This is a genomic window from Nocardia sp. NPDC004168 (genome assembly GCF_040610355.1).
Lineage (GTDB): Bacteria > Actinomycetota > Actinomycetes > Mycobacteriales > Mycobacteriaceae > Nocardia > Nocardia sichangensis.
On the sequence record NZ_JBEXME010000025.1, the window covers coordinates 34,460 to 60,566 of the forward strand.

Genomic DNA, 26,107 nt, shown 5'->3' on the forward strand with positions numbered 1-26,107 from the left:
GAGCCGCAAGTTATCATTTCGAATACGGCACGGGGGATGATGGTGTCGGGTGTGGCGGAAATTTTCGGCACATCGGACAACAACCGGTGCGGATTCCGCGGCGTCCGCCGAGCCACTAGGTCCGAGCATGAGTGCGAACTCTGAGAGAAGGTCCGACCCCGACACGGGTATTTCCACCCGGCCGAGGAGTGGCGACCTGTCGCGTGCCGAATCCGACGCGGTGGCCGCGTTCACAGCGGAGTGGGAATCCACCCGGCGCCCACCGGTGATCGCCGAATATCTACCGGACGCCAGTACCTTGCGACGTGAGGCATTGCTGGAGCTGATCCGCGTCGACCTGCGCCATCGCTGGCTGCTTCGCCGCGGTAAAGGCGCGGGCACCGCGCCGGAACCGGCCGCGCGCATGCGCCTGACCGATTACTGCGCCGAATTCCCCGAACTCGCTTCCGACGATATTCCGGCCGGCTTGGTGTACGAGGAGTTCGTCATCCGCCGCCAGAGCGGCGAGCGGGTCGATCCGCGCGAATGCCTGCGCGAATATCCGCGGCAGGCGGAGCAACTGCGCGAGTTGCTGAACGCCGACGAAATCGACCAGAGCACCCGTCGCGCGACTCCGGAGGATTCCGTCTTGACCGCGGTCGCGCACAGCGACTCCGTTCTCGCCGACACCGTATTGAACCGAACCGCGGGGTCTGCTCGTGATTCCGAGGTGACCAGAACGACCGCCGCCGATCTGACGGGTACGGCCACCGCCGTGCCCACGACGATCGGGACCGGGCCGGGCCGCTCCGACCCGCTCGACCGGATCGAGATCGGTCAGCGGATCGACGACTTCGATCTGCTGACCGGTCTGGGCAGCGGTGCGTTCGCCCGGGTCTTCCTCGCGCGGCAGCGCTCGCTGCAACGGCTGGTCGCGGTGAAGATCTCCAGCGATCACGGCACCGAGCCGCAGACGCTGGCCCAGCTCGACCACGACTACATCGTGCGGGTCTTCGACCAGCGGCTGCTGGACGACGCCGAGGGCGCCGCGCGCCGGCTGCGGCTGCTCTACATGCAGTTCCTGCCCGGAGGCACGCTGCTCGGCGTACTGCGCTGGGTGCGCGCGACCCCACCCGAGGAGCGCAGCGGCAGGCTTCTGCTGGACGCCGTGGACGCGGCCATGGAGGAGAAGGGCGAGATCCGGCCGACCGACTCCAGCGTGCGCGCCGAGATCGCGGCGCTGAGCTGGCCGGAGACGGTGGCGTGGCTGGGCCGCAGGCTGGCCGAGGCGCTGGACTACGCCTCCTCGCACGGCGTGCTGCACCGCGACGTCAAACCGGCCAATGTCCTGCTCACCGCCGAGGGCGTGCCGAAACTCGCCGACTTCAACATCAGCTTCAGCCGCAACGTGGAGGGCACCAGCCCGGTGGCCTACTTCGGCGGATCACTGGCCTACATGTCACCGGAACAACTGGAGGCCTGCCATCCCAGTTTCGGCCGCAGTGCCGCCGACCTGGATACCCGCGCCGACATCTATTCGCTCGGCGTGGTGTTGTGGGAGCTGCTCACCGGTGCGAAGCCGTTCGACGATCGCACGGCGGGGGCGGGTGACCAAGGCGACGACACCACGCTGGAGGCCATGCTGGAGCGGCGCAGCAGCGGCGTGGACGAGGCCGCGCTGCAGCGGGTTCCGGCCGACTGTCCCGCCGCGTTGCGGCGCATCCTTTTGACCTGCCTCGCCCCCGAGCGGGCCGACCGGTGGTCCAGCGGCGCGATCCTGGCCAGGCAGCTGGAGATGTGCCTGGACGAACGCGCGCGAGAATTGGTCGACCCCGCGCCGAACAGCTGGCGGCTGCGGCTGCGCCCCTACATCGTTCCGGTGGCGCTGGTGGCGATGGCGCTGCCGAATGTGCTCGCCTCGCTGTACAACATCCAGCACAACCAGCACCTGATCATCAGCCGGATGACCGAGGAGGCCCAGCAGACCTTCCTCATCATCACCGGCGTGGTGAACGCGATCTTCTTCCCGACCGGCATCGCGCTCGTGCTGTATATGGCGAGATACGTGCTGACGGTGCCGCGCGGCCTACGCAAAGGACGAAGATACGATCCGGGAACCCTGCGGCGTGCCAGACGCGATGCGTTGCTGATGGGCGATCGGGCCGTGGCCGTGGCCTTCTCGCTGTGGGTGCTGGCCGGACTGATCTTCCCGATCGCGCTACAGGTGTCGACGGGAGATATATCGGCACAGGCCGTGGTGCACTTCTTCTCCTCGTTGGTGGTGTGCGGCGCGATCGCGGTCGCCTATCCCTTCTTCCTGCTGACGTTCTACCTGGTGCGGTGCGTCTATCCCTTGTTCCTCCGGCACGGCGACATCAGCCCCGAGGACGCGGTCTGGCTGCGCGGCCTTGACCGGCGCTGCAACGGCTACCTCGCGGTGGCCGCCTCGGTGCCGCTGCTCGCGGTCACCGGGGTGACCTTCCTGCCCCCGTCCGACATCCCCTCGGTCATCGTCGCGGTTCGGCTGCTGTGTGTGGGCGGCATAATCGCGTTCGTGGGCACCTATCTGCTGTTCCGTGCGCTGGAAGCGGACCTACGGGCGCTGGAGCGGGTGGTCGATCCGGAATCCGCCGAATCGGGGGCCGCCGAGGGCCGACCCGCCCGATCGACCGCGACCGCCGTGGAGACCGACACGTGAGTTTGCCCCGCACCGATGCCGTCGCCCGCTTCTCCGCCGACTGGCAGCGCAGTCTCCATGGTGATCGCTTGCCGCCGCAGATTCGCGACTACGTACCCGACGGCACGCAAGTTCGCCTGGGGGTACTCGTCGATCTGATCCGCGTGGATCTGCGGCGACGCTGGGAGCGCGAAGGGCTCGGCAAACGGATCGCCGACTATCGCGAGGAATTCCCCGATGTGGAGACCAGCTCCGAGTTGGTCGACCTGCTGTGCGAGGAATTTCTGGCGCGTCGCGGACGCGGACCGCTGCCGCTGGAGGACTTCCTCGCCGAATACCCGGACCTCGCCGGCGCGGTCCGCGAGCACCTCGCCGATCTCGCCGCCGACGACGCCCACCCGGACGCCGACTCGAGCGAAGCCCTCGCCGCGCTCGCCGATCTCGCGCCGGGCCTGCGGATCGATGACTTCGACCTGCTCACCGACCTGGGCGCGGGACTGCTCGGCCGGGTCTTCCTAGCCAGGCAGCGTTCCATGCAACGGCTGGTCGCCGTCCGGTTCTCGGCGGGCCGGGCGGGCGCGGCGCACACGATGGCCCAGCTCGACCACGCCCACATCGTGCGGGTCTTCGACCAGCGAGTACTCAGCGCCGACGCCGCACAGGCCCTGACCATCGCGGGTCCTCCCGCGAACGGCCGCCACACCGCGGCGAACGCCGCCATCGCCGCGCCGCGCCTCGACCTCGACGCCGCGGCCGTCCCGTCCAGCCGGACGAGCCGCCCCGGCGACGACGACACCATCGTGGCGCCGACAACCCGAACGACGAGCCACCCCAGCGACGACGAAACGGTCCCCGGCCCGCGCACGCACGGCGCCGAGAGGCGCGCCCCGACCGTCACGGGTGATGCGACAGCCACCGCGCCAGAAGGTATCGATGACGAGACCGTGGTCAGCGCGCCCGATACGACCGCTGCGGTCCGCCCACGCAGTGCTCTGATTCCCGATTCCGGACGATCGGCCGAACCTCGTGACGCCGCCGCGGTTCCGGCTCATCCGGACGCGGTGACCGAGCGATCGAGCGATCCGGACGCGACCATCGCGGTCCCTCCAAACGACATCGCATCCGCGCCCCCGCGACCGCCCCTCGCACCGGAGTCCAGGACGACCGCCCTCCCGCGTCTGGTCTACATGCAATACCTCCCCGGCGGCACGGCGGTCGACCTGCTCGAGCAACGCCGTCGCAGCCCCGTGACCGACGGCGGCGCCCTGCTGCTGCGCGCGGTGGACACCGCCATGGAGGCCAAGGGCGAGATCCGGCCGTCGGATTCGAGCGTGCGCGCCGAGATCGCGCGGCTGAACTGGCCGGAGACCGTGGCGTGGGTGGGCAGGCGGCTGGCCGACGCGCTGGATTACGCCGCACACCATGGCGTGCTGCACCACGACATCAAACCGGCGAACGTGCTGTTCACCGCGGAGGGCATTCCCAAGCTGGCCGATTTCGCCCTCGGTGAGATACCTGGGCGCACCGCGCCGCACGGTCCCGGCGGGACCGACGCACTGGTCTACCGCTCTCCGGAGCAGCTGAGCCGCTACCTCGACCCCGACGCGCCAGCCCCCGGCGACGCCAGCGACGTCTACTCCCTCGGTGTGCTGCTCTGGGAAATGCTCACGGGCGCAACCCCCTTCGACGATCCGCCACTGGAGCAGAACAGCCCCGGCACCGAGACGTACACGCGGATGCTCGCGGAGCGCCGCGGCGGCGTCTCGGCCGCGGCGCTCGCGCGCCTGCCGGAAGACACGCCGGCCACGCTGCGCCGCGTACTGCTGGACTGTCTGCACGAAGACCCGCAGCGGCGCTGGCGCGGCGGCGCCGAACTCGCGGGACAACTCGACCTCTGCCTGGACACCCGCGCGCGCGACCTGGTCGATCCCCCGCCCGGCAGCCTCGCCCACCGCGCCCGCGGGTGGCTGCTTCCGGTCGCGGCGCTGTGCGTCGGCGTGCCGAACGTGCTGGCCAGCTTCTATAACATCCAGCTGAACCAGACCCTGATCATCGACCGGATGTCGACCGCGGACCAGGAGAAGTTCACGGCGGTCGGATTGATCAACAACCTCATCGCGTTCCCGGTCGCCGCGCTGCTGCTGTTGTTCATGACCCGGCGGCCGCTCGCCATCTCCTACCGCCTCGGCCGTGGCGACGGCTACTCCGCGCGCACGCTCGCGAAAGCACGCCGCGACACCTTGCTGATGGGTGACTGGGCGGTGTGGATACCCTTCGGCTTCTGGCTGGTCGCGGGCATCGTCTGGCCGCTCGGGCTGGCCTTCTCCGGAGTCGACCTGCCGCGTGGCACCTTCTTGCACTTCTTCGCCGCGCAGATCGTGTGCGCGGCGATCGCGCTCGCCTATCCGTTCTTTCCGATCATGGTCTACTCGGTGCGCGCGATCTATCCACAGCTGCTGGTGCGCGGCGGTATCGGTCCCGACGACGAACGCCAGCTCCGCGCGCTGGCCAGGCGCGGCAGCTTCTACCTCGGTGTGGCGGCATCGGTTCCGCTGCTCGGCGTGGCGAGCGCGACCTTCGTCGAGGCCGACGACCTGGAGCTGGTGATCGTTCCGGTGCGTGTGCTGAGCGTGGGTGGCATCCTGGCATTCGTGTTGACCTATCGACTGTTCCGGCTCCTGGAAGCGGATCTGCTCGCTCTGGCCAGGGCGATTCCCCAGCGGACGCGATGACCACACCCCGCCCGCTGGGACGGCTGGTGAACCTGTCGCACGTCCACGATCCGGTCACCACACCGCTGTACCCGGAGGATCCGGAATTCCGCACCGACATCGTGGCCACGATCGCGAACGACGGCTACCTCCTGCGCTATATCCAGCAGGGCGAACACACCGGAACACATTGGGGTGCGCCGATTCATTTCCGCGCGGACGGACTGGCCGCCGACGAACTCGACCTCGACGATCTGCTGCTGCCCGCGGTGAAGATCGATCTCCGGCAGCGCTGCGCGAACGATCGCGACTACGCGATCACGGTCGACGATCTGAAGCGGTGGGAGGCCGAGCACGGCCGGATCCCGGACAGCGCCGCGATCGTCGCCTGGACCGGGTGGGACGCCAAGTGGGGCACGCCGGAGTTCGTCGGCACGGGCGAATCAGCCGGTCGGCAACCCGGTTTCGCGGTGCAGACGGTGGAATGGCTGCTGCGCGGCGGCAGGCTCGGTCGCCGCGGCGCGCTTGGCATCGACACATTCGGCCCCGACGTGGGCACCGACGAGACGTACGCGGTGTCGAAGCTGCTCTACGGCGAGCACCGGATCAGCTTGGAATGCTTGGCGAACCTGGCGGCACTGCCCGCAACCGGGGCGTGGGTGCTGGTGGGCGGACCGCTCTATCGCGGCGGTTCCGGTTCGCCGGCAACGATTTTCGGCATCCTGCCCGGATGAGGTCTCAGCCGCCGTAGACCTTGGGGTTGAGGGTGCCGATGTAGGGCAGGTCGCGGTAGCGCTCCGCGTAGTCGAGGCCGTAGCCGACGACGAATTCGTTCGGGATGTCGAATCCGACGTGCGCGACCTCCACCGGCGTGCGTAGCGCGTCGGGCTTGCGTAGCAAGGTGACCACCTCGAGCGAAGCCGGGTTACGGGTGGACAGGTTGCGCTTGAGCCACGACAGCGTGAGCCCGGAGTCGATGATGTCCTCGACGATCAGGACGTTGCGGCCCGCGATGTCCTTGTCCAAGTCCTTCATGATGCGCACCACACCCGAGGACGAGGTCGACGACCCGTAGGACGAGACGGCCATGAACTCCATCTGGGTCGGGATCGGCAGGGCCTTGGCCAGGTCGGTCATGAAGAAGATCGCGCCCTTGAGCACGCCCACCAACAGCAGATCGCCCTCCGGAGCGTCGGGTGGATACCGCTTGGCGATGAGTTCGGCCAGCTCCTGGGTCTTGGCGGCGATCTGTTCCGCGGTGATCAGCACCGACGCGATGTCATCCCCGTACACGTCAGCTGGATTCCCTTCCGTGGTGGTGAGCCCGTTCGGCCGGTTCGGTCTGCGTCATCGGTCCGATGCCAGCCTCACCCAGCCGCAGTGTCAGCCTGCCATGTTCGCGCCCCGCGACCAACCTGCTACCCGGCATGCCGCCGCCGACCGCGACGCCGCCCTGTCCGCGCCAAGCCGTAACCAGTTCGTCGACTGCCTGTAAATGCTTGGTGGTCAGGGCTTTCGCACCGTGCTCGAGCAGCCATGCCCGAATCGCCCGTTTCCGCAGAGCCGCGGGTGCAGTGGCGAGGGTCTCGATCACCAGCGCCCGCCCATCACCGGCGGTGTGCCGCAGCTCGGCGGCGAGCGCGTCGAGAACCGCCCCGTCCTCCCGCAGTTGTTCGGCCGTACGCGCCAGCGCCGGGGCCACCCCGCCGCCGAGGATCTGCTCCAACAGCGGCAACGCCTCGGTGCGTAGCCGGACCCTGGTGAACTCCGGCGCCACGTTGTGCGGGTCGTCGTGCGGCGTCACGCCCAGATCGGCGCACACGCGCCGGGTGGTCTCCCGGCGCACGCCGAGCAACGGCCGCCCCCACGGCTCGGCGTACGCGGACATCCCTTGGATCGAGCGGCCACCGGAGCCGCGTGCGAGCCCGAGCAGCACCGTTTCGGCCTGGTCGTCGAGGGTGTGCCCGAGCAGCACCGGAAGACCGTGGCGCGCGGAGTCCAGCGCGGCATACCGCGCCCGGCGCGCGGCGGCTTCCACACCGCCCTCGGTGCCGACCTGGACCGCGAGCACGCGCGCGGACCGGCAGCCGAGGGCGAGTGCCTGTGCCGCAGCCTCGGCGGCGACGGCGCCGGAACCGGGTTGTAGGCGATGATCCACCACCAAGGCGTCGACCGCGCCCGTCTCGACCACTGCCGCCGCAGTGAGGGCCAGCGAATCCGCGCCGCCGGACAGCGCCACCGCGACCGCCTGCTCCTCGGTCTCACGCGGCCCGAACCTGCTCAGCCAATCCCGGACCGCTCGACGAACGGCCAGCACAGCGGCGGTCTCGGGCAATCGCCGGGCGGCGGACGGCCGCCCGGATCCGGATGTCCCGCTCTCCGGCCCGAAGCGCCCGGGTGTCGTTCCTGGCGCACGCCCCATGGGCGCAGCCTACCGGCCGACCGCGCACGGCGAGTCGCCGCCGAGCCGGGAACCCTCGTTCAGTCCAGTACTCGTTCGATCCAGCGCTGCGGCTGCTCGATCTCGTCGGTGCGCGGCAGCGTGTCGGCTTCGGTCCACACCGTGTTGAACCGCGTCATCCCGACGGTGGCGACCACCTCATCGACGAATTTCTTGCCACGCACGTACTGGGCGACCTTCGCGTCCACGCCGAGCAGCGCGCGCAGGAGTCGCTGCACCGGGTTGGTCGGACGCCTGCGGCGTTGGTCGAACGCGGTGCGGATCTGCTCGACCGACGGGACGACCGCAGGACCGACCGCGTCCATGACGTGATCGGCGTGCCCCTCCAACAGGGTGCCGAGCATGAGCAGGCGGTCCAGCGCCGCACGCTGCGGCGGCGCCTGGGTAGCACGCAGCAGCCCGACCACACCGCGCGCGGCCGGATCGTCGGGGGCGGTTCCGCGACGGCGGTCGCGCACCTCTTCGACCAGCCGGGACAGCATGTCGCTCACCGGCTCGTCACCGGCCTCGCCGAGTACCTCGACGTTCGCGCGCATGTATTCGCCGAGCCAGGGCGCGGAGGAGAACTGCACCCGGTGGGTCACCTCGTGCAGGCACACCCACAGCCGGAAATCGCTCGCCGACACCCCGAGCGCCCGCTCCACCGCGACGATGTTCGGCGCGACCAGCAACAGAGTGCCGTCCGGCCCCGTGAACGGGTCGTATTGACCGAGGATCGCGGTGGACAGGAAGGCGAGCATGGCGCCCGCCTGCACCCCGGCGGGTTTGCCCGCGAAGAGCTTGCGGTCGCCCTGTGCCTCATCCGCCCCGGTGAGCTGGGCCATCGAGTCGGCGGCGGCCGTGATCCACCCCGGCCGGTCGACGATTCTGGCCGCCGGGACCGGCCGGTCGTCCAGCAACCCGCTGACCTCGCGCACCGGCGCCTCGGCCCGCACGGAGGCATCGGCGAGCTCGGCGACCACCTGCTCGGCCGAATAGCGCGACGTGCGCGGACCCGCGGGCACCAGAACGGAGCCGGTCCGCGCGGCCAAACGCCAGTCGACCACGCCGGACAGGCCCGAGCGGAGTTTTCGCCGCTCGACCGCACCGGCGGAGCCGAAATCGGCTGTCTCGGAACCTTGCTGGGTCATGATCAACCACCCGTCACGAGCATCCACAGTTTCGCAGCGTGCCTGCGATCGCGTCCAACGCGGGCCTGCTCACCTCCGGTGGTCGATCGTTCGACATCAGTGCGAAGGTCAGCACCCGCCCATCGGCGTCCAGCACATATCCGACCAACGCGCTGGAGACCGACAGAGTTCCGGTCTTGGCTCGCACCCAGCCCGCCGCCTGACGATCCCGGGTGACGTAGCGGCTGGTCAGCGAGCCCGTGGCACCGGCGACCGGCAGGTTGTCGAGCATCGGCGTCAAGGTCGCCGCGACCCGGCCGTTCTCGGGCCGGGCCTTGGTGCCTGCCGGTCGCACCGCCGTGGCGCCGGTGGGCTCGGCCGCGGTCGCCACGACCCGGTCGAGCAATCGCGCGGGAATCCGGTCGTCTACCGAAAGCCCGCTGCTGTCGTGCATATCCAGGCCGGACAGATCGAAACCGGCCTTGCTCAGCGCCGTGCGCACCGCGGTGACCCCGCCGGTGAACGAGGCCTCGCCGCCGGTGGCGGTCGCGATCTCCCGTCCGATCGCCTCGGCGAGCACGTTGTCGGAGTAGACCATCATGTCGCGCAGCCGGTCGCGCAGCGGCGCCGAACGCACCGAGGCGACCTCGGCCGCGCCCGCGGGTGCGGCGCCCGCCCGGACCCGCGCCGGGTCGAGCCCCAGTTCGGTGGCCAGCCGCCGTCCCGCGTCCAGAGCGGGCGTCGCGGTGCGCGGCGAGTACTCGACTAGCGGTTGCAACCGGCCGCCGTCGATCATCACCGGCTCGATCGGGGCGATGGACCCCTCGGGGATGTCGACCGGGTCCCAGCCCTGCGCCATGGTCGGGCCGGTGTAGGCGGAGAGGTCGACGACGATCGTGTCCACCGCGCGGCCCGCGGACTTGATCTGGGTGACCAGATCGGACAGACGCGGTCCGTTCGGGTAGTACCCCTTGCCGTCCGGCTGCGCGGTGAGCGTCGGATCGCCGCCGCCGACCAGCACCAGTTCGTTCGGCGCCGCACCGGCGACCACCTTCGTGGTCACCCGTTGCTCGGCGGGCAGCGTGAGCAGAGCGGCCGCGGTGGTGAGGATCTTCGCGGTGGACGACGGGATCATCGGCCGGTTCGCGTCGCCGCTCCACAGCACCGTCCCGCTGTCGGCGTCGGTCACCTGGCCCGCGAACGCGCCGAGGTCCGGATTGGCGATCACCGGGGCCAGCGCGGCGGCGATCCCGGCGGAACTCGGCGCGGAACCGGTGGGCCGGGCCGGGACGACCTGCCCGGACGGCTCGGTCGGCGCGGGCGGGGCGGCGATGGTCAGACCACCGTGCCGGAACTCCTCGGTCCACGGCCGCACCGCGAGCAGTGCCACCGCGGCGGCCACGGCCAGCACGACCAGCACGGTCGAGATCAACAGCCATCTGTTGCGGCGCCGCCGGGCGGCCAGCCCACCGATGTTCTCGTTGCCACCAAACACGTCGCCGCCGCTCTCCTGACCGATTCCCGCAGCAGCCGCCTGCCGCACCCATGTCCCCGACGACCACACTATCCTCGTTGCGCAACCGTTCCCCTGAACAACCTGGCGAGTCGGCGCACTCCGCAGCGGCCGAGTCGGCAGTCGCCGAATAGCAGCCGAGTCGCAGAACTCGGCACCGATGCACGAAGGAGATGGCGTGGAGTTCGACGTCACGATCGAGATCCCCAAGGGTTCCCGGAACAAGTACGAGGTCGATCACGAGACCGGCCGGGTCCGGCTCGACCGGTTCCTGTACACGTCCATGGTCTATCCCGCCGACTACGGCTACATCGAGAACACCCTCGGCGAGGACGGCGACCCGCTGGACGCGCTGGTCCTGCTGCCCGATTCGGTGTTCCCCGGCGTGATCGTGGAGGCCAGGCCGGTCGCCATGTACAAGATGACCGACGAGGCGGGCGGCGACGACAAGATCCTGTGCGTGCCCGCGGGCGACCCGCGCTGGGACCACATCCAGGATCTGAAGGATGTCCCGGAGTTCGAGCTGGCCGCGATCAAGCACTTCTTCGAGCGCTACAAGGATCTCGAGCCCGGCAAGTTCGTCAAGGGCTCGGAGTGGGTCGGGCGGGCCGAGGCCGAGGCCGAGGTGCAGGCGTCCATCCAGCGGTTGAAGGACCAGGGCGGACACTGAAGCCCTTCGGGCACAACGAAAGCGGGGAGTCCGGCAGACACCGGACTCCCCGCTTCGCGGTCGGGGTCACGAAAGGCGAAAAGGGACACCCGGAATCCGGATGCCCCTTCTCTGTGACAGGTGGCTCAGTAGTAGATGTACAGGTCGTAGCCGTCCCAGGTCTCGATGCACTCCCAGTAGTAGCCGCCGGTGCTCGGCGACTCGCCGTCGGCCCGGCACGCGCTCAGCGTGGCGTAGGTGCCGACGTAGGTGCCGCCGTAGGCGACCTCCTGGTAAACCGGTGCGGCGGAGGCCGAAGCGGCCGTCGACACCCCGGCGACGGCAGCGGTGGCCAGCAGACCAGCGGCGAAGAAGGACTTGATACGCATCGCTCTTGCTCCTGAATGCGAGATGAAATTTTTGACACCTCAAACGATATGGGCGATCGGCATCTCGCACAGCCACCCCTAGGGTGAGGGCAACGCAACCCTGAGGCGAATCACCTTGCCCACCCTCGATACCCACCCTTGGGGTCGGTGACGGCGCACCCGCCCGGGTGCGAGCGCGCCGCCGGTGTCAGTGGCCGCGGAATTCGGGCGCGCGCTTCTCGAAGACGGCCTTGACCGCCTCGGCGAGATCCTCCGACGGCAGGAACGCGGCGTTCCACGCGGAGACGTAGCGCAGGCCCGCGGCGATCTCGTCCTTGCGCCGCTGCTCCAGCACGTCTTTGACGCCCTGCACCACCAGCGGCGGGTTCGCTGCGATCTCCCGCGCGGTGGCGTGCGCCGCGTCCAGCACCGCGTCTTGGTCGGGGAAGACGTCGTTGACCAGGCCGATCTTCTCCGCGCGCGCGGCGTCGATGTCTTTGGCGGTGTAGGCGAGTTCGCGCAGGTGTCCCTCACCGATGATGCCGGGCAGCCGTTGCAGCGAGCCGACGTCGGCGACGATCGCGACCTTCGCCTCGCGCAGACTGAACTTCGCCTCCGCGCTGGCGTAGCGGATGTCGGCCGCCGCGATGAGATCCAGCCCGCCTCCGATGCACCAGCCGGACACCGCCGCGATCACCGGCTTGCGGCAGTCCGCCACGGCCGTGATCGCGGCCTGCATCTTGCGCACGTCGACGAGGAAGTCGGTGCGAGGGGCGGCCAGCGCGCGATCGGCCAGCAACGGGCCGAACGTGCCGCTCATCGCGGGCAGGTCCAGACCGTAGGAGAAGTGTTTGCCGGAGCCGGTCAGCACGATCGCGCGCACCTCCGGATCGGCGTCCAGCGCCTGGAACACTTCCGGCAGCTCGCGCCAGAAGTCGGGACCCATCGCGTTGCCCTTGCCGGGGCCGATCAACGTCACCTGCGCGACGTGATCCTTCGTTTCGACGGTGAAAGCCTGCCAATCTGTCATTTGTACAGCGTATCGAGACAAATCGGAGCCCGTGTCCCGACCCGGTGATGCGCGACTCGGAAAGAAAACCTCGCCGCGTGTAAACCCTGCGCAAATTCGCAATGGTGTACTGGTCCGCGGTGGACAGAACAGCGGATCATGAGCAAGTCAGCAAACCTCATTCACCGGCTTCGGAGGACGTCATGCTGATGCATCGCGGGATCGGTCTCGACCGCTTCAACGAAATGCCACGCGGCCGCGCGGTGCACGCGCTGTACGAGTGCTGCTGCAACGTCACGTGGGCCGCGACACTGGCCGACGCTCGCCCCTATTCCGATCGGGACGCGCTGCTGAGCAAGGCCGATGTCGAACTGCTCGCGCTGTCCCAGCGGGACGTCGACCGCGCCTTCGAAGGGATTGCGCACGAACCGGTCTCGGCGCGAGACGTGACCGAACTCGCGCGGATAACCCGTGGGCGGATCGCCGGGATGCTCGGCCCGGCCGAGGGCTATCCGGAATACTGAGCCGACCGCGTGACTTCCCCGGCGTCCCGACCGCAATCGCTCTACCCTGGTGGGATGCGCAGGTCGTCATTGCCACCGGTCGCCTGCCGGGTCGCGGACACCCTCATCTCCCGGGGCCATCACGGTCTCATCGTGGCCCAGCCAGAGCCCACCCACACCGCCGACGACGCCGCGCGGGCGCTCGGCGTCGACGTGGGCGCGATCACGAAGTCACTGGTGTTCCTGCTCGACGACGACCCGGTGTTGCTGCTGGTCTCGGGGGCGCACCAGGTCGACCTGGCGAAGACCGGCGCGCGTCTGGAAGGGACGCTGACCCGCGCCCCCGCCGATATGGTGCGCCAGGTGACCGGTCAGCCCATCGGCGGCGTCGCGCCGGTCGGCCACCCGACCAACCTGCCCACTTGGGTCGACAACGCGCTGGCGCACCATCGGGAGGTATGGGCGGCGGGCGGGCATCCGAACACTATTTTCCGCACGTCGTTCCCGGAATTGCTGCGGATCACCGCGGGTCTTCCGATCGACGTCGACTAACTGGCGCCGGCGTCGCGAGATCGTGCCGGAGGCCGCGAAACTTCGATACTCGATGTCCGCCCGGTCCAGCGACGACCGGGGTCGCGTTCGACATGTGCCACCGCCGCGGGCCGTGAGACCCGCGTAGTTTCGTGTTGTGACCGAAGCACCACGGCCCGAGACGGAACTACAGGTTCCGGACGATCTGAGCGGCATCACCGCGGAGCAATATCGCGCATCGATGCGCCACTATCCGGCCGGCGTCACCGTCGTCACGCTGCGTTCGCCGCAAGGGCCGGTCGGCTTCACCGCGACTTCCTTCGCCTCGCTGTCGCTGGACCCGCCGCTTGTGTCGTTCAACATCGCGCACACCTCCTCCAGCCTGTCCGGCATGTTGGACGCCGAGTCCGTCGTCATCCATTTCCTCGGCGAGCACCAGCAGCACCTGGCCCACCGGTTCTCCCGAACCGCGGAGGAGCGTTTCACCGACCGATCGCTGTGGACCGCCCTCGACACCGGCGAACCCGTCCTGCACGGCACCCCCATCTGGCTGCGCGCCACCGTGCACCAACTGATCCCCATCGGCGACCACACCTTCGTAGTCGGGTTGGTCACCCGGGTACACGACAACACCGACGAGAAGCCTTCCGCCGCTCCGCTGCTGTACTACAACGGCCGCTACTACCGGCCGACCGCCCTCGGCGACTGATCCGAGTTCGCTACGCCACCCTCGGCCGCACCTGCACCACCAACTCGGCGTCGAGCGCACGGGCCAGCCGCTCCAGCACAGGAAGGCTGGGCACCGTCCCACCCGCCTCGAACCTGGCGACCGCGGACTGGGTCATACCTGCGGCATCGGCCAGCCCGGTCTGACTCCAGCCCCGCTCCTCGCGCATCCGCCGAATCGTCCGCCCCAGTTCATAAGCCAACCGAGCCGCTTCGTAAGCCTCCGCAGCGCCGGGTTCCTTCATCCGGCGGTTCCTGATTTCCGCCCAATCACCACGCTCAGCCATTGATCTCATCCTCCTCGGCCGTATGCCGCTCCGCGATGCAGCGGTCGAGCGCTCGTCGCGCTCGCTCGACCTCGGCATGCTCCCGCATCCTCGTCTTGACGAATACGGTCAGCATCACGATCCGACGACCAGGTGCAATCCAGTAGGTGAGCCGGACCGCGAAACTGTCCAAATAGAACCGCAGTTCCCGCAGCTTACCGTCCAACTGCCGGGTATACGGCTCGCCGAGCAGCGGTCCCTTGTCCCCGAGCAAATCGATGTAGAACGCCACCCGGGCGAATGCGACCGAGGGGAGCCTTTCCACCCAATCGCGCACCTCCGGTTCCAACTCCACAATACCCCAACCCATAGCATCAATGCTATATCGCCTGGGAGTCTTAGTACCCTTTTCGACGAGATCGAGGAACAAGCGTCGTTTCAGCCGACTAGGCAGGGAGCCGCGCCGGTGGGGGCGGTGGAGGTGAAGGGGCGCGTTTCGGGAGTCGGGTTCCATACGCCGTTCTCGGCGGCGTAGTCCCAGGTGGGGCCCGTCGTCACGAGGGTGGCGATCGCATCGATCAGGCGGTCGACGTCGGCGGAGGTGGTGCCGAGGCCGATGCTCGCGCGCAGGGCGCCGTCCAAGCCGAGGCGGGTGAGCAGCGGGTGGGCGCAGAAGCGTCCGTCGCGGACGCCGATACCGTGTTCGGCGGAAAGAAAGGCGGCGACCTGGCCGGGTGCGAAATCGTCCAGGGTGAACGCGACGATGCCGACGGAGTCGGGGCTGTCGGTCCAAATGCGCAACAGCCGAACGCCAGGAATCTCGGCCAAGCCGTCGCGGAGACGGTCGGCGAGTCGATGTTCGTGCGCGGCAAGGGTTTCGGCGTCGATGGCACAGAGCGCGTCACAGGCGGCGGCCAGCGCGGCGGCGCCGAGCACGTTCGGCGACCCGGCTTCGTGCCGCTGCGGAGCGGGCGCCCACTCGGCCGCGTCGGTACTCACCTCACGCACCGCGCCCCCGCCCGCGAGGTAGGGCCGCGCCGCGTCGAGCCAATCCCGTCTGCCCACCAGCACACCCGAGCCGAACGGCGCGTACAGCTTGTGGCCGGAGAACGCCAGATAGTCGATTCCACTGGCGCGCAGGCTGATTCGACGATGCGGAGCCAGCTGGGCCGCGTCGACCAGGATTCGGGCGCCGCACTGGTGCGCGACGGTGGCCAGCCGCTCCAGCGGAAGCACCTCGCCGGTCACATTCGACGCACCGGTCACCGCGAGCAGTGCGGCGGGCCTACTGCACAGTTCGGCGACCAGCCTGCCGATGGTCTCCTCCACCGTGTCGGCGGCCTGCACGACCCGCCTGCCCTGCCTGGTCCAGGGCAGGAAGTTGGCGTGGTGCTCGATGTCGAGCACCACGGTGTCGCCGGGCACGCAGGACGCGAGCAGGTTCAGCGAGTCGGTGGTGTTGCGGGTGAACACCACCACTTGGTCGTCGGCGGCGTCGAGGAACCGGGAGACCGACCCGCGGGCGGCCTCGTAGCACTCGGTGGAGATCCGGGAGGCGTAGCCCGCGCCGCGATGCACGCTCGCGTAGTACGGCAGCAACTGCTGCACCCGGTCGGTGACCTGCGTCAACGCCGGCGCGCTCGCCGCGTAGTCGAAGTTGGCATAGGTGGCCGTTCCGCCTTGCACCAGCGGAACGAGCAATTCGTCGCCGGAGACCCGGGCGAGAGCGGCACAGGTGTTGTCGACAGTGGTAGTCATCACGTGAATCCCGTCGGCTCAGGGACCCGCAATCGCATGATTCGTCGAGTCCGCGCTTGCCGCGCCCGGTCGGGCGGCGGCCGGGTCGTCACCCGGAGCACCCCACCGCGGAGGAGGGTTGCCGGCCAGCAAGCCGGGGCTTCGCGCTGGCACTCATGACCTGACCCGAGGGTGGCAGAAGCGCCCCGGCGCTGTCAACCACGTTCGACCCCGAGTCCCCAGGAGCACCGCGTGGAGATAACCACCAGGCGTGAGCCTTTACAAGCATCCCGACGACAGCGCGCGAGCCGCTGCCTCGGGATCCCACGCGCCCCTCGGCAACTGACGCCTTCGACCGCGCTCCGAGGCGGCGGACCGGTCGCCGGCGCCACGAGCCTCGACGCCGCACGCGCCCATCCCGAGGTCCGCACCGCTTCGATGAGCGGAATCACACCCGCACACGAGCGATCTCCCGGCGAACCCGAGGGTCGACGGACCGACCAGCGATTGCCCTGTCGCGGCGGCGAATATCGATCCCACCTGCAACGACGCGCACGGTGCCCGCCGATCCGGCGTCCGCTCCGGTGAACAACGAACGACGACAACCCCGGGTACCGTGGACAACTGGCCATCGTGGCGTTTGCCCTTTGGTAACCCAGCTATGACACAACAACGGGAAAGTGTGAGGCGAGTCGATGGGAGGTGCGCAGAGCACCATGCTCGAGATAGACGTCGACGCGCCCGCGGGCCCGTTGTCGCGCGGTGACCGCGCGCCGGAGGCCAGGACACTGGTCGACATCCTGACCGCGACGGCGCTCGCCCACCCCGACGCCCCTGCCATCGATGACGGCCGAGTAGTGCTCTCCTACCTGGAGCTGGTCGTCGAGATCGAGAAGACCATGGCCCGTCTCGCCACCGCTGGTGTGCGACCGGGCGACCGGGTCGGCGTACGCATACCGTCGGGTACCCGTGAGCTCTACGTGACCATCCTCGCCGTCCTGTACTCCGGCGCGGCCTACGTGCCGGTCGACGCGGACGACCCGGACGAGCGCGCCCAACTGGTCTTCGGCGAGGCGCAGGTCACCGCGATCGTGACCGCGGCGGGCATCGAGACCACCGCCGCGGGCATACGCGCGGCGGAAGAGCAGCGCGAGGAAAGCTGGTCGACGCTGCCGACTCCCCGCGACGACGCTTGGATCATCTTCACCTCGGGTTCCACCGGCACCCCGAAAGGCGTTGCCGTCACCCACCGCAACGCGGCCGCCTTCGTCGACGCGGAAGCCGACCTGTTCCTTCAGGACGCCCCGATCGGCCCGAGTGACCGTGTACTCGCCGGATTGTCGGTCGCCTTCGACGCGTCCTGCGAGGAGATGTGGCTGGCCTGGCGCAACGGCGCCTGCTTGGTGCCCGCTCCGCGTGAGCTGGTGCGCACCGGCGCCGATCTCGGTCCATGGCTGGTGCGGCGGCGGATCACCGTGGTCTCGACCGTCCCGACCCTGGCGGCGACCTGGCCGGTCGAGGCGCTGGAGGCGGTGCGCCTGCTCATCTTCGGCGGCGAGGCCGTCCCGCCGGAACTCGCCGAGCGTCTCGCCGGAAACGGTGATGTGGCGCGCGAGGTGTGGAACACCTACGGCCCCACCGAAGCCACGGTCGTCGCCTGCGCCGCGCGGTTGGACGGTCAGTGGCCGATCCGAATCGGATTGCCGCTCAACGGCTGGGATCTGGTCGTCGTCGATGCGGCGGGTAACCCGGTGGCCGAGGGGGAATCCGGCGAACTGGTGATCGGCGGCGTCGGGCTGGCCCGCTACCTCGACCCGGCCAAGGACGCCGAGAAGTACGCGCCGCTGGCCTCCGTCGGCTGGGAGCGCGCGTATCGCAGCGGCGACCTGGTGCGCAACGACAGCGCAGGTCTGGTCTTCCTCGGCCGCGCCGACGATCAGATCAAGCTGGGCGGGCGGCGCATCGAACTCGGCGAGATCGATAACGCTCTGCAACGCCTGCCCGGAGTCACCGGCGCCGCGACGGCCATCCGCACCACAAAAGCGGGCAACAAGCTACTGGTCGGCTATCTGACCGGACCCGGACCGGATTTCGATGCCAAGGCCGCGCGCGCGGTCCTCGCCGGACAGTTGCCCGCGCCGCTGGTGCCCCGGCTCGCGGTGGTCGACGAACTGCCCACCCGCACCTCCGGCAAGGTCGACCGCGACGCGCTGCCCTGGCCGCTGCCCAACGCCGCCGAGGACGACGACGACAACGACCTGACCGGCACGGCCCTGTGGATCGCCGGACTCTGGGACGCCATCCTCGGCGCGGAGGTCGGCGATCTCGACGCGGACTTCTTCGACCTGGGCGGCGGTTCACTCGCGGCGGCCCAGCTGGTCACCGCCTTGCGCGAACGGTATCCGCAGATCGCCGTCGCGGACGTCTACGACCATCCCCGCCTGGGCGCGCTCGCCGAGCTGCTGGAGCAGACCACGCCCACCGTGGCCGTCGCCGACCGGACGGTGCGGCCGACGCCACCGCTCGCGCAAGCCGCGCAGGTACTCGCCACCATCCCGCTCACCACCCTCACCGGCCTGCAGTGGCTCACCTGGCTGGCGATCGTCGGCAACATCGCGGCCTGGTCCGGGTCGCTGCCATGGCTGCCACAGCTGTCCTGGTGGTGGACGCTGGTCGCGTTCCTGCTGTTCATCTCGCCGCTCGGCCGGATGACGATCTGCGTGGCGGGCGCGCGGCTGCTGCTGCGCGGCGTCCGGCCGGGGCGCTATCCGCGCGGGGGCTCGGTGCATCTGCGGTTGTGGGCGGCCGTGCGCCTGTCCGAGGCCAGCGGCGCGGAGAATCTGTCCGGCGCCCCCTGGATGGTGCCGTTCGCCCGCGCGCTCGGCGCGAAGATCGGCAAGGGGGTCGACCTGCACAGCCTCCCGCCGGTGACGGGGATGCTCGAACTTGGCGATGGTTGCAGCGTGGAGCCGGAGGTCGACCTGTCCGGCTACTGGATCGACGGCGACGTGGTGCATCTCGGCCCGATCACCGTCGGCCCCGGCGCGGTGGTCGGCTCGCGCTCGATCTTGTTGCCCGGCACGAAGATCGGCAGGAACGCCGAGGTGGCACCCGGCTCCGCGGTGGCGGGCAAGGTGAAGGCGGAACAGGAGTGGGCCGGTTCGCCCGCGGTGAAGGTGGGCAAGGCCCAGCACCGCTGGCCTGCGCACACGCCGGCTCGAGCCCGCCGCTGGGTCGGCGTCTTCGGTGTCACATCGATGGCGCTGGCCGCCATGCCGATTCTCGGCATCGGAGCCGGTGGCGCGTTCCTCGCCTGGTTCGTTCGCGACACCCGCACGCTCGCGGGCGGCGTCGCGCGCGCATTCGCCGTGCTTCCCTTCGCGACCCTGCTCAGCCTGGGCGTCTACGCCGCGGCGACCATCCTCGCGGTCCGGCTGCTGAGCATCGGCCTGACCGAGGGCTATCACCCGGTGCGCAGCCGGGTCGGCTGGCAGGCATGGGCCACCGAGCGCCTGCTGGATTCCGCACGCACTTTCCTGTTCCCGCTGTATGCCAGCCTGCTCACCCCGCTGTGGCTGCGCTTGCTCGGCGCGAAGGTGGGCAAGAGCGTCGAGGCCTCCACGGTGCTGCTGCTGCCGAAGTTCACCACCGTCGCCGACGGGGCGTTCCTGGCCGACGACACCATGATCGCCGGTTACGAACTCGGCGGCGGCTGGCTGCACATCGGTGCGGCCAAGGTCGGCAAGCGCGCCTTCCTCGGCAACTCCGGCATGACCGCCCCCGGGCGACGGGTCCCGAAGAACGGGCTGGTCGCGGTGCTGTCGGCGGCGCCGTCCAAAGCGAAACCCGGCTCGTCCTGGCTGGGCAGCCCACCGGTCCGGCTGCGCCGCGCCACGGAGAACGCCGAGACGGCGCGCACCTTCGATCCGCCCGCCCGCCTGCGCGTCGCCCGCGGCATCGTCGAGACGTGCCGCTTGATCCCGGTTCTGGTGACCTTCGCGATCGGTCTCGGCGTGCTGTGCACCCTCGCGTGGCTCGCGCAAACCTTCGGCCACCTGACGGCCGGGCTGCTCAGCGGACTGGTGCTGCTGGCGGCGGGTGGCGTCGCGGGGGCGACCTCGGTGGCCGCCAAGTGGTTGCTGGTGGGGCGGATCCGCGCCGAGGAGCATCCGCTGTGGAGTTCGTTCGTCTGGCGCAACGAGGTTTCCGACACGTTCGTGGAAACGGTTGCCGCACCATGGTTCGCGCGCGCGGCGACCGGGACGCCCGTCCTGAACCTCTGGCTTCGCGGTCTCGGCGCAGGCATCGGGCGCGGGGTATGGTGCGAGTCCTACTGGCTACCGGAGGCGGACCTGGTGACTCTCGGCGACGGCGCGACCGTGGAACGCGGATGTGTGGTGCAGACCCACCTGTTCCACGACCGGATCATGGCCATGGACTCCGTCACCCTCGGCGCGGGCGCCACCCTCGGTCCGCACTGCGTGGCACTGCCCGCCTCGACGCTCGGCGACGGCGCGACCATCGGCCCGGCTTCCCTGGTCATGCGCGGCGACGCGGTGCCCGCCTCGACGCGCTGGTGGGGCAACCCGATCGCGCCCTGGTTCACGGGCGATCCCGGGGCACGCTGATGGCGGGCAAGTTCTACGAAGCCCCCATCGACGAGTACCTCCCGCAGAACGGCAACCGGGGGTATCGCGTTTCCCGGTACGAGCTGGAACTGGCCTATCGGGTGTCCGCCAACCGGCTCACCGGGCGCGCCGCGATCACCGCCGTGACCACCGAGGCGCGCACCCGGTTCGCACTAGATCTCGGCCAAGCGCTGAGCGTGTCGAAGGTGTCCGTCAACGGGATCAAGGCCGCGAAATTCGCCCATCAGCACGGCAAGTTGGTCGTCACGCCGCAACAGCGGATTCCGGCGGGCGGCGTGCTCGCGCTGGTGGTGCAGTACGGCGGCACGCCGAAACCGGTGCGCGGGCCGTGGGGCGAGGTCGGGTGGGAAGAACTCACCGAAGGCGCGATCGTGGCCAGTCAGCCCAATGGCGCGGCGTCCTGGTTCCCGTGTGACGACCACCCGAGTTCCAAGGCCAGCTACCGGATCTCGATCACCACCGATTCGCCCTACTACGCGGTGGCCAACGGCACCCTGCTGCGCAAGCAGACCAAGTCCAGTCAGACCACATGGGTGTACGAGCAGGCTGAGCCGATGTCGAGCTACCTGGCCACCATCCAGATCGGTCACTACCGCAAGCACCGCATCGGTTCTTCGCAGGCGGTGCCGATGCAGGCGATCCTGCCTGCGCGGCTGCGCGCCAACTTCGACCACGACTTCGCTCGTCAGCCGAGGATGCTCGAGGTCTTCAGCGAGAAATTCGGCCCCTACCCTTTCGCGGACTACACCGTCGTCGTCACCGACGACGAACTGGAGATCCCGATCGAGGCGCAGGGCATCTCCATCTTCGGCGCCAACCACTGCGACGGCCGCCGCGGCGCGGAACGGCTGGTCGCGCACGAGCTGGCCCACCAGTGGTTCGGCAACAGCCTGACCATCCGGCAGTGGCGGGACATCTGGCTGCACGAAGGCTTCGCCTGCTACGCGGAATGGATCTGGTCGGAGGCCGCGGGCGGGCCGACCGCCGATCAGCTGGCCCGCGCCGCACGGCACAACCTGGCCCGCGAGCCCCAGGACATCGTCATCGGCGATCCGGGACCGCAGCGGATGTTCGATGACCGCGTCTACAAGCGGGGTGCGCTCACCCTGCACGCTTTGCGCCTGGAACTCGGCGACTCGACCTTCTTCGACCTGCTCCGGGAATGGACCATTCGCTACCGCCACTCGTCGGTGACCACCGAGGAATTCACCGACCTGGCCGGGCACTACAGCCTGGTGTCGCTACGCCCACTGTGGGACAGCTGGCTGCTCGCCGAGCGACTACCGCAGCTGCCCCCCTACGGCGGCGCATCGACGGCCTGATCAGAACACCAGATAACGCGCGGCGAGTTCCTCGACCAGCGGATCGTCCTCCGGCACGTTGGCCAGCGCGTCCAGATCGGTCTCCACGGCGATCTGCCGGGGGTCGTCGTGCTCGGTGTCCCGGGGGTCCTCGATGAGCTGGCGCAGCAGTTTCTGCTGCACCCTGGTCTTCAGCGAATCTCTCATACCTTGGGGCTGCCCGTACATTCGCGTGTTACACCGGTGTGAACAGGGTTCCCCACGGCGTATTGCGTACCACCGTGTAGATCGCCAGCAATACGAAGAACGTCCACATGGTCGTCCGGCTGATCGACGGCAACCGCATCTTCCGGCCGCGCCACCCCTGAACCGTCCAGTCCAGCACCCACACCGCGAACGCGAGAACCAGCGGAAGCGCGAGCAAGTTGCTGTGCAGAGCATCGATGACATGCCCGTCGGTGAGGTTGTGCACGGCGCGCATCCCGCCGCAGCCGGGGCAGTAAAAGCCGGTCAGCGCGTACACCGGACAGGTGCCGTAGGAGCCCTCGACGTGCGGATCGCGCAGGTGCAGCAATACGCCGACGCCCACACCGACACCCGCCACCAGCAGCGGAAGCGCCGCCCCGCGCCACCCGGTCTTCGGCTCGGTTCCCGGGTCCGTCACGGTCCCGGAGGCAGGGTGCGCGATGTCCACGAGTCAACCGTAACCGGGCGATGAGGCGCGCCGCCACGGCAGCGCCCCGCTACTTCGGCTGCGCGAACCGCAGCACATTGCCGGACGGGTCGGCAAGGTCGAATCCCGGACCGCCCGGACCGTCTTCCGGACGACCAGGGTCGGCGTAGCGATAACTTTTCGCGGCGAGCTCGGCATGCCAGGCGAAGACATCGCCGACCGCGATCCACACGACGCTGCCCGGGGTGCCGTCCCCGTGGTGTTCGCTCAGGTGAAGGGTCGCCTCGGCCCGGGAGAACTGCGCGTAGAGCGGGAAGTCAGCACCGAATCGATGCTCCCAGTCCACTGCGAAGCCCAGGTAGTCCCGGTAGAACTCGTAGGTCCGCACGACGTCGAACATGCGCAGCACGGGAATCGGCGCGGCGAACTCGATAGCTGTCATGCCGCGATCTTGGCATCGCGGTCCGACAGCCCAAACGAAGCGCGTCTGACTTTTTCTTTCGAAATGATCTTTTGCCGTACCGAATCCGGGGGTACTCCCCGATATAGACCAGGAATACCGTCGTACGGCGCTAACACTAGCAAGCACCGCTGCTTGCACTGTACGGTGACGGTGGACACAAAGGAGTGCCTGATGCTGGTGAAGTCGATGAGGACGCTGGCGGACGCGCATAACGGTGCGCTCACCGCCGATTACCGTGCCGGACTGCGGTCCCGCACCTTCCGTACCGCGTCGTTGAACGCGCCGACCGCTCGCCACGCGGTCATTCCGGTCACCACCCGAGACGGCGCTCGCTTGCGAGTACACGCGTACGGTCCGGCCAAGGGCGATGTCATCGTCCTGATCCACGGCTGGAGTTGCAGCATCGAGTACTGGAACCCGCAGATCAACGCGTTCGCCGACCGGTACCGCGTGGTCTGCTACGACCAGCGCGGGCACGGCGCGAGCGAACTCGGCAAGTCCGTCCCCAGCAAGGAGTCGCTGGCCGACGATTTGTCGGCCGTGCTGAACGCCACGCTGCGCCCAGGACAGCGGGCCGTGCTCGTCGGCCACAGCATGGGCGGTATCACCGTGCAGGCGTGGGCCGCTCGCTATCCGGAGCAGGTCCGTAAGCAGGCCGCGGCCGCCGTCCTGTTGAACAGTACGTCGGGCAACATCCGCTACGACACCGATCTGCTTCCGCTGCTGAACAAGCCGTTGACCTTGGCGGACCGCCCGATCACGGTGTTCGGCGCCACGGTACGGATGCCCATGATCGTGGCCGAGACGCTGCTCACCGCCCCCGTCCCGCTGCCGGGCGGCTGGCCGACGAGCGCGCTGCTCAAGGCGCGCGTGATGAACCCGCACGCAACCGCGGACCAGGTCGAGTTCGCGCTCGGCATCGTGCGCTCATGCCGACCGCTCACCCGAGGCAGGCACGCCGCCGCACTCGCCGACATGGATCTCGCCGAAGCGGCCGCCTCCCTCACCGTGCCCACCACGGTGATCGCGGGCGCACACGACCGTTTGCTGCCCGAGCGCATGTCGCGCCGCATCGCCGACGCGCTCGCGGAAGCCGGTCATTTGGCCGCATACCACGTCTGGCCCACCGGGCATCTGGGCAATATCGAAGCCGCCGACCGCTTCAACGCGGAATTGGCCGCCATCGCCGAGCGCGCCCACCTGCGCTCCGCAGCCGCCGGCTGACCCCGGAGAACGTTCTCCTGGACCGGTCAACGGCGCCCGGTCCAGGAGCGGCGTTTCCCGAAGTGCGGTCGGCGATCCTGTCCACTCCGCGGCGACGCCTCCATTCAGTTTGCTAATGCGTTACCAAATCGATCGCGCCCGCGAAAAACGCTGTCGCTCATCGTGAATTTCCGGCGCGCCGACGCCGAATCGCCGCCGCCCACCGCACCCTTCGTACGCTCCCGTTAACACTCAGCGAACTCATGTCGACACAGCAGGCAGACAGTTCGAGTCCGACGAAGGGAGCAGCGGTGGATGTCCGGCATGGTGTAGCGGTCATAGCTCTGACCATCGGCACACTCGGTGTGGCCGCCCCGGTGGCATCCGCGCTTCCTCTCGGCGTCCCCCCGGCGCGAACGCTCTGCGACGGTGGGGGCGCGGGCATCGGCATGATCGCCGCCTACTACGACCCCGACCGCAACTACTCCGGTCTGCCCACGCTGTGGATCCGCCCCGAGTTCGTCTTCGCGCCCGACCGGCCCGGCGGCTCCTGCGGCGTGGAAGTCACGGTTTCCTGGCGAAATTCCGACACCGGCGTGTACGGCACCCTGCCACCGATCCGGGTCGACGACAGCACACCGGCCGAGGAGAACGCGGCAGGCTCATGGATACCGGTGCCCATTCCCTCCGGTCTGGGCCGCGTGGAAGTCCTGATCGCGACGGACGCTCCCCACGTTCCCGGAAAGGGAGTCTTCGTCGTGACGTAGTCGGCGGCTCAGCCGGTGCCGCGGCGTGACTTCATCATCCGAACCCATTGGGCGATGGCCGCCACGGCCGAGAACATCGCCGTCGCACCGGCGAACAGCGCGGTACCGGTGAGTTTCGCGGTCTCGAACTCGACCTTTCGCAGCCCTGGCAGCGGATATTGCCCGTTGCCTGAAGCCCATCGGATCACGTAGCCGACCTGCGTGCCGAGGTCGGTGGGCGGGCCGGAGCCAATCATGGAGCGCAACTCCGGCCCCTTGCTGTTGAGATAGACCAGCGTGAAGGCGATGAAAAGCGCCACCGCCACCGCCGAACCGGTCGTCAAACGCGCGAGTGCCTCGGTGCGGGACCAGAGATTGGCCAACGCCGCGAGCACCGTGAGGAATATCGCGATGGTGGCGAAAATGGCCCATGTGCCGCTGAGATTGGAGTGCGCGGGCGGATTCTTCGACCAGAGCCCCACGAGCGTGGTGGTGATGTGGGTCTGGCCGAAGGCGTTGCTCCAGATCGTGCCATCCGGTCCGCCGGTGGCGAGCCACGGCTTGAACAGCAGGGTGAACGTGATGATGCTTCCGCCCGCGGCACACAGATAACCCGAGTTGTCCCGGAGCAAGACCACCAGCGGTTGCGCTGCCGCCCGGATTTGCGGCAACCGGGTCTGGAGTTTCGGCGGCCGCCCCCGAAGTTTCGGCAACCGCGACCGGAGTTTGGCGACGTCTACCCGGCGTTTCCGAGTACTGCCCGGCGAGCGGCTCGTCGCCCCCGCCTGTTGCTGCCGATCTCGATTCGCTCGCCAAGGAGTTGGCTGCACCAT

24 protein-coding genes and 1 riboswitch are annotated in these 26,107 nt (G+C 69.1%); of the genes, 11 read left to right on the forward strand and 13 right to left on the reverse strand.

The annotated features are described in order from the left end of the window. Positions 1 to 127 precede the first annotated feature (127 nt). From ABZW96_RS30285 to ABZW96_RS30295, 3 genes are read left to right on the forward strand one after another with little or no spacing between them, the layout of a single operon-like run. Positions 128 to 2,677, forward strand: a complete 2,550-nt coding sequence (locus ABZW96_RS30285; protein ID WP_355079173.1) for a serine/threonine-protein kinase — start codon at positions 128 to 130, stop codon at positions 2,675 to 2,677. Next, the gene (locus ABZW96_RS30290) at positions 2,674 to 5,388 is read left to right on the forward strand and encodes a protein kinase (protein WP_355079175.1); all 2,715 of its coding nucleotides are present in this window, start codon (positions 2,674 to 2,676) and stop codon (positions 5,386 to 5,388) included. Before ABZW96_RS30285 ends, ABZW96_RS30290 begins: the two co-directional genes overlap by 4 nt. Further along, positions 5,385 to 6,101, forward strand: a complete 717-nt coding sequence (locus tag ABZW96_RS30295) for a cyclase family protein (RefSeq protein ID WP_355079177.1) — start codon at positions 5,385 to 5,387, stop codon at positions 6,099 to 6,101. Before ABZW96_RS30290 ends, ABZW96_RS30295 begins: the two co-directional genes overlap by 4 nt. 4 nt (positions 6,102 to 6,105) lie before the next feature. Here ABZW96_RS30295 and hpt read toward each other — a convergent pair whose 3' ends face one another. From hpt to ABZW96_RS30315, 4 genes are read right to left on the reverse strand one after another with little or no spacing between them, the layout of a single operon-like run. Next, on the reverse strand, positions 6,106 to 6,660 hold the full coding sequence (gene hpt, locus ABZW96_RS30300) for a hypoxanthine phosphoribosyltransferase (protein ID WP_039794624.1): 555 nt from the start codon (positions 6,658 to 6,660) through the stop codon (positions 6,106 to 6,108). 1 nt (position 6,661) lies between these two features. After that, positions 6,662 to 7,789 (reverse strand): tRNA lysidine(34) synthetase TilS, encoded by a 1,128-nt coding sequence (gene tilS / locus ABZW96_RS30305; protein ID WP_355079180.1) that lies wholly within the window; start codon positions 7,787 to 7,789, stop codon positions 6,662 to 6,664. 59 nt (positions 7,790 to 7,848) lie between these two features. Beyond that, complete coding sequence (locus tag ABZW96_RS30310) at positions 7,849 to 8,958, reverse strand: zinc-dependent metalloprotease (RefSeq protein ID WP_355079182.1); 1,110 nt, start codon at positions 8,956 to 8,958, stop codon at positions 7,849 to 7,851. A 13-nt stretch (positions 8,959 to 8,971) separates the two neighbouring features. Continuing rightward, entirely contained in the window at positions 8,972 to 10,411 is a 1,440-nt protein-coding gene (locus ABZW96_RS30315) for a D-alanyl-D-alanine carboxypeptidase (RefSeq protein ID WP_355079268.1), read from the reverse strand. A 217-nt stretch (positions 10,412 to 10,628) separates the two neighbouring features. Between ABZW96_RS30315 and ABZW96_RS30320 the strand changes: the two genes are divergently transcribed. Then, positions 10,629 to 11,120: an inorganic diphosphatase gene (locus ABZW96_RS30320; protein ID WP_355079184.1), complete on the forward strand. Its 492-nt coding sequence runs from the start codon at positions 10,629 to 10,631 to the stop codon at positions 11,118 to 11,120. Positions 11,121 to 11,245: 125 nt separating this feature from the next. Here ABZW96_RS30320 and ABZW96_RS30325 read toward each other — a convergent pair whose 3' ends face one another. Continuing rightward, positions 11,246 to 11,488 (reverse strand): hypothetical protein, encoded by a 243-nt coding sequence (locus tag ABZW96_RS30325; protein ID WP_067794586.1) that lies wholly within the window; start codon positions 11,486 to 11,488, stop codon positions 11,246 to 11,248. 187 nt (positions 11,489 to 11,675) lie between these two features. Continuing rightward, positions 11,676 to 12,497 (reverse strand): crotonase/enoyl-CoA hydratase family protein, encoded by an 822-nt coding sequence (locus ABZW96_RS30330; protein ID WP_355079185.1) that lies wholly within the window; start codon positions 12,495 to 12,497, stop codon positions 11,676 to 11,678. Between the two features lie 182 nt (positions 12,498 to 12,679). On the opposite strand from ABZW96_RS30330, the gene ABZW96_RS30335 reads away from it, so the two are divergent. The 3 genes from ABZW96_RS30335 to ABZW96_RS30345 all read left to right on the forward strand — a co-directional run bounded on the left by ABZW96_RS30335 (position 12,680) and on the right by ABZW96_RS30345 (position 14,219). Beyond that, entirely contained in the window at positions 12,680 to 13,000 is a 321-nt protein-coding gene (locus ABZW96_RS30335; RefSeq protein WP_355079187.1) for a 2-oxo-4-hydroxy-4-carboxy-5-ureidoimidazoline decarboxylase, read from the forward strand. Positions 13,001 to 13,054: 54 nt separating this feature from the next. Then, the gene (locus ABZW96_RS30340; protein WP_355079189.1) at positions 13,055 to 13,531 is read left to right on the forward strand and encodes a YbaK/EbsC family protein; all 477 of its coding nucleotides are present in this window, start codon (positions 13,055 to 13,057) and stop codon (positions 13,529 to 13,531) included. 136 nt (positions 13,532 to 13,667) lie between these two features. Beyond that, on the forward strand, positions 13,668 to 14,219 hold the full coding sequence (locus ABZW96_RS30345) for a flavin reductase family protein (RefSeq protein WP_355079191.1): 552 nt from the start codon (positions 13,668 to 13,670) through the stop codon (positions 14,217 to 14,219). Positions 14,220 to 14,229: 10 nt separating this feature from the next. On the opposite strand, the gene ABZW96_RS30350 is transcribed toward ABZW96_RS30345, so the two are convergent. From ABZW96_RS30350 to ABZW96_RS30360, 3 genes are all read right to left on the reverse strand, one after another. After that, positions 14,230 to 14,601, reverse strand: a complete 372-nt coding sequence (locus tag ABZW96_RS30350) for a helix-turn-helix transcriptional regulator (protein WP_355079193.1) — start codon at positions 14,599 to 14,601, stop codon at positions 14,230 to 14,232. Further along, on the reverse strand, positions 14,516 to 14,872 hold the full coding sequence (locus tag ABZW96_RS30355) for a type II toxin-antitoxin system RelE/ParE family toxin (RefSeq protein WP_355079195.1): 357 nt from the start codon (positions 14,870 to 14,872) through the stop codon (positions 14,516 to 14,518). The genes ABZW96_RS30350 and ABZW96_RS30355 overlap by 86 nt, the downstream gene beginning before the upstream one ends. Positions 14,873 to 14,940: 68 nt before the next feature. Then, a complete protein-coding gene (locus ABZW96_RS30360) occupies positions 14,941 to 16,260 on the reverse strand; it encodes an aminotransferase class V-fold PLP-dependent enzyme (protein WP_355079197.1) in 1,320 nt (439 codons plus the stop codon). Positions 16,261 to 16,307: 47 nt separating this feature from the next. Continuing rightward, positions 16,308 to 16,421: riboswitch (SAM riboswitch) on the reverse strand. A 534-nt stretch (positions 16,422 to 16,955) separates the two neighbouring features. On the opposite strand from ABZW96_RS30360, the gene ABZW96_RS30365 reads away from it, so the two are divergent. After that, positions 16,956 to 20,867 (forward strand): Pls/PosA family non-ribosomal peptide synthetase, encoded by a 3,912-nt coding sequence (locus tag ABZW96_RS30365; protein ID WP_355079199.1) that lies wholly within the window; start codon positions 16,956 to 16,958, stop codon positions 20,865 to 20,867. Next, a complete protein-coding gene (locus tag ABZW96_RS30370; protein WP_355079201.1) occupies positions 20,867 to 22,210 on the forward strand; it encodes a M1 family metallopeptidase in 1,344 nt (447 codons plus the stop codon). The genes ABZW96_RS30365 and ABZW96_RS30370 overlap by 1 nt, the downstream gene beginning before the upstream one ends. Here ABZW96_RS30370 and ABZW96_RS30375 read toward each other — a convergent pair whose 3' ends face one another. Genes ABZW96_RS30375 through ABZW96_RS30385 form a run of 3 tightly spaced genes read right to left on the reverse strand, consistent with a single transcriptional unit; the run spans position 22,211 to position 23,304 of the window. Then, positions 22,211 to 22,396: a hypothetical protein gene (locus tag ABZW96_RS30375; protein WP_355079203.1), complete on the reverse strand. Its 186-nt coding sequence runs from the start codon at positions 22,394 to 22,396 to the stop codon at positions 22,211 to 22,213. Positions 22,397 to 22,424: 28 nt separating this feature from the next. Further along, positions 22,425 to 22,883 carry a DUF2752 domain-containing protein gene (locus ABZW96_RS30380; RefSeq protein ID WP_355079205.1) on the reverse strand — a complete coding sequence of 153 codons (459 nt, stop codon included), beginning with the start codon at positions 22,881 to 22,883 and terminating at the stop codon, positions 22,425 to 22,427. Between the two features lie 49 nt (positions 22,884 to 22,932). Beyond that, positions 22,933 to 23,304, reverse strand: coding sequence for a glyoxalase superfamily protein (locus ABZW96_RS30385; protein WP_355079207.1), 372 nt, complete (start codon positions 23,302 to 23,304; stop codon positions 22,933 to 22,935). Between the two features lie 192 nt (positions 23,305 to 23,496). On the opposite strand from ABZW96_RS30385, the gene ABZW96_RS30390 reads away from it, so the two are divergent. Beyond that, positions 23,497 to 24,549 carry an alpha/beta hydrolase gene (locus ABZW96_RS30390; RefSeq protein ID WP_355079209.1) on the forward strand — a complete coding sequence of 351 codons (1,053 nt, stop codon included), beginning with the start codon at positions 23,497 to 23,499 and terminating at the stop codon, positions 24,547 to 24,549. Positions 24,550 to 24,839: 290 nt separating this feature from the next. Further along, a complete protein-coding gene (locus ABZW96_RS30395) occupies positions 24,840 to 25,295 on the forward strand; it encodes a hypothetical protein (protein ID WP_355079211.1) in 456 nt (151 codons plus the stop codon). Positions 25,296 to 25,303: 8 nt separating this feature from the next. Here ABZW96_RS30395 and ABZW96_RS30400 read toward each other — a convergent pair whose 3' ends face one another. Next, positions 25,304 to 25,945, reverse strand: a complete 642-nt coding sequence (locus ABZW96_RS30400; RefSeq protein ID WP_355079213.1) for a hypothetical protein — start codon at positions 25,943 to 25,945, stop codon at positions 25,304 to 25,306. Positions 25,946 to 26,107: the final 162 nt, after the last annotated feature.